The organism is uncultured Planktosalinus sp., from assembly GCF_963973675.1.
Taxonomy (GTDB): Bacteria; Bacteroidota; Bacteroidia; order Flavobacteriales; family Flavobacteriaceae; genus Planktosalinus.
The window spans coordinates 1-3,702 of sequence record NZ_CAXBAN010000272.1 but is presented as its reverse complement, the minus strand read 5'-3'; the positions used below and the strand labels follow the sequence as shown (position 1 = coordinate 3,702).

Sequence of the window (3,702 nt, the reverse complement as noted above, 5' to 3'; positions counted from 1 at the left end):
ATAAAAAACAATACTATCATTTTTAATAGCTATCATATCTGCCCATTCATTTGATAAATCATCACAAAACAGTGTTATTGAATCTCTTGCAAGTTCTTTCTGTATGAACTTGAAAATTGACTCCTGGTCAAACTCGGTCTGAGTATTTTGGAAACCACCTTTTTCACTAGTTGTACTAGAAAGTTGGGGGTGAGCCATAAACACTGATAGAAAAGCATCAAGGTCTTGTAATAACCTATGGTCCTTAAATAATTTACGGTAAGTATAAATTAAACTAGTCTCAGAAAAGTTGACAATGAAGTCATTCCGGTTGTTTGTGTAAGTATTTAAGTTTGTCAAAACCCCTCCTCCACGATCAATAATAATATTTCTAAACTTTGGAGAATTTATTCTTATCGATTTGGAAGCAATACTTAATTTCATGTCGCCATCAATTTGATTTTGGATTGCGAATGATCCATCATCTTGGATTGTTATATTCAAAGTGGATTTGAAATTTTCAATGAACTCATTTAATTCAAACCCACCTACTTCTTTATCATCTTCATCAATTTGATAAATTCTTTCTATGCCTTCCCTCTCGATTTCATCCAAAAGCTTATCAAACTTAATTAATACACATATTGGTTCAAGGACATCTTTATACTCACTAAAATCAACTGGTTGAGCAAAGCTGTCAAGATAGGTGTCGTGCCATGCAAAACTGTCCAATGCTTTTGCTACCATGACAATCCAAGCAAAAAAATCTTGTAAAGTTCTTTTATCCCCTAAGTTGTTAATTCTTGACGTATTTAATGATAAGGATATTCTTTGCCTGTCATTAACAACACGCATATTATTAATTACCTGTTTTGGAGCACCAATTCTTGATATTGTTCCCTGCAAATTATTTGCTTCTAAACTTTTATTCCTTAAAGCATTATCTGCAGTACTCATATTGCTTACATAGAATTTTTCGAAAAGCGTTTCGTCTTTTATAAAAAGTCTTGATATGATACTGTAATCAATAGGTTCAATATGTGTATTAAGAGATTTTAATCCAGACACATTATTTTTAAATACAATTATGTAATCTGAATACTCAACTAATAGCAGAAATGAAAATTTGGTTTCATAGATTTCTGGAATCGGTTCGATTAGAAAACTTGGCTTTTTAGTGTATTTGAAAATGCATATCGAATAATGAAAACTCTCATTCGCAACAGTAGCAACATTGAAAACTTCTTTTAAAGAATATCGATTTCCTTGTTTCTCTTTTGATACCTCAGTGAAAATTTGGTTGACTTTATTTCTGGTAAGTGGCTTGACTTTATTATAAAAATATGCATTGTAATTAAGCAAAAGTTTATCCAACATGACTTACGTTTTTCAATTTAAGGATTAAGAGGAATCGCTTCAACAACTTCCCACCCGATTGAGCTTACATCTTTATAGTTTTTAATGCTCAACTTAAAGGGTACTATACTATTCGGAGGAAAAATTTCATAAACGGTGTATTCTTTGTTTCCAATAACAGAATTTGTTTTGGAATAATAGGTAACTTTTAAAACAACATCTTTGTAACTGGCCACTTTAGCAGTATTAGAAATCTTTCCATTTATTTTCAGTTCAGTACCCCAAAAACTTTCATTATACTCTCCATCAGCTTTTAAAAATTGAACAGGATTTGCACTCTCAATCTCCTCAATGGACATCTTCTGCTCCTGATAGGTTTTTGAATCGTCTACTTGATCATCTTCAATTGTTTTTGAAATGACAAATACAACACCAATTACAAACCCAGTGAGAATAATATTTCTAATGAGGATAAAGTATTTCATTTTCTATTGGTTATTTAATATTTGAGCAATAGTTAACAATGGGTTTATCAATCCTCAAACCACCTATTTAATCTGCGTTTAGTTCTATCAAATGCTGTCCGTTCCCAAATCACTTCAAAGCCATTCCAAAAAACCCGGATTTTATCTCCGCCTTCCCTATATAAAATGAACTTTATATCTTCATGCTCAATGTACACGTTGTTTACATCATTCTCATCTGCCATATAGTCTTTGTTACCTTCCTTGACCAAATCAATTCGCTGTAACAAGTTTTGTGCTTCCACTAAGGGTAAGTATCTAAAAGCATAAGCTTGGCCGATATATCCACTTGAATCTCTATTATTACCAAAAAATGCCAGCAAAAGTCCTTTTTCATTGACCTCACTACAATTGAAGGCCACTGAAATAAGTCCAGCACTATTATCAGAAGCCAGGCTCTCAGTTTCGAACCTAATCTCCCTATCTTTCGCTGGTCCAATTATATAGTTCATGATAAATTCCTTGGACCTGAATTGACTGATTTCTTTAGCTATTTCCTTTTTGTTTGCATCCACAGCAACAAAGCTCAAAGCGGCCAGCCCGGTTGGTATTAAAATGTCGGTTGCCTTTTGCGGATATATATTAAGGCTGGAAATCAGAACAAGAAGAAATAATGTTTTTTTCATAGTATTGGTTAATTTTAAGTTACTAGTCTTCCCATCCACAAAGTGTTCTTCCTCTCCTCTTGGCCTCCTCTAAACTCACTTTAGAAATGGATGATCTACAATTTGAAAGACCTCTACAGTTTTTCTTATAGTGATAGCGTTTGCTTGATTTACCATTACATACATAAACTTCAGGGCTCTCACCTGTAAGAAGGTGAACCGTATCTACGTATTGCAGACCTTCTGGATCAAACTTTGGGATATTCTGATAAGTGTTTTCATTATGAAACCTATTTTCATAACCAACACTCTTACTTTCCCTTCCTAATAAAAAAGAAATCAGCAGAGCTAGAAATACACTTATATATTCAAAGTGTTTTTTCTTCATTCGAGAGAGGTTCCATCTTCAAATAATATCTTTTCAGGTGTCCAAACAATTTTCAAATCCTCTATATCCTTATTTCTTAATCTAACATCTTCATCTCTAAACTGATTATAATCAGTTGTGTACGTACCTCTGTATACGGTTCCCGAAGGAATTGTTTCATCAATTGTTAAATTGATAGAAGTAATTTTTGTGTCAAACAAATCGTTGATGGTCAGCACCCCTTTAAATGCTCTTATATCTTTTTGGGAATTGTTTTCAAATGCTAGACTATAAGTCAGGTAATCTTGGTAGTCATATTTCGCATAACCTTTGTCATAAAGGGCCACCGTTAGAGTTGAACCCATTTTCCTTCGCTTCTCCTCTTCCTCAAGTTTTGTCTTCTTTGCGAGATTTTCCTGCTGTTTTTCGTAGTCATTGGCTTCTTCTAATATTTCATGATAGGTTTTTCCTTCCAAGGATTCTCCTGTCAATTCAGCTTTAGCTATCCAACCTGCCATTATTTGAAGTTCTTCCTCAGACAACCCTGCCTTTTCTTTAATTTCTTTAGCATCTTCCGAAAGTGATGTCTTACTGTATTTTTTGTCTAGAGGGGAGGAACAAGATTGTAGTATGAACAAGAAAATAATTATGAGAGAAAGCCTTTTCATTTTTTAGTTTTTTACCTATTGAAGAACAAACTTATCCCCCCTTCAAAAAAAAACCTTACGGGTTTCCGTAAGGTCTTTAAATTTTTGGCATGAAGTTTAACCCTCAGTAACAATTACAGACATAGTCTATAATATACTTGTGAAATCTTTCCCCATAAGAATTTGAATCTCCATAACTTCCATATCGAAAATTGCTCCAGTTC

At 33.4% G+C, this 3,702-nt stretch carries 5 protein-coding genes; all 5 read right to left on the bottom strand.

Features of this window, described 5'->3' with window-relative positions:
* On the bottom strand, positions 1–1,356 hold a 1,356-nt coding region (locus tag AACY61_RS10380; RefSeq protein WP_339611507.1), incomplete at its 3' end, for a hypothetical protein.
* A gap of 17 nt (positions 1,357–1,373) precedes the next feature.
* Positions 1,374–1,820, bottom strand: coding sequence for a hypothetical protein (locus tag AACY61_RS10375; RefSeq protein ID WP_339611506.1), 447 nt, complete (start codon positions 1,818–1,820; stop codon positions 1,374–1,376).
* A 47-nt stretch (positions 1,821–1,867) separates the two neighbouring features.
* The gene (locus AACY61_RS10370) at positions 1,868–2,485 is read right to left on the bottom strand and encodes a hypothetical protein (protein ID WP_339611505.1); all 618 of its coding nucleotides are present in this window, start codon (positions 2,483–2,485) and stop codon (positions 1,868–1,870) included.
* 22 nt (positions 2,486–2,507) lie between these two features.
* On the bottom strand, positions 2,508–2,852 hold the full coding sequence (locus AACY61_RS10365) for a hypothetical protein (protein WP_339611504.1): 345 nt from the start codon (positions 2,850–2,852) through the stop codon (positions 2,508–2,510).
* Entirely contained in the window at positions 2,849–3,499 is a 651-nt protein-coding gene (locus AACY61_RS10360; protein WP_339611503.1) for a hypothetical protein, read from the bottom strand. The genes AACY61_RS10365 and AACY61_RS10360 overlap by 4 nt, the downstream gene beginning before the upstream one ends.
* Between the last annotated feature and the right edge of the window lie 203 nt (positions 3,500–3,702).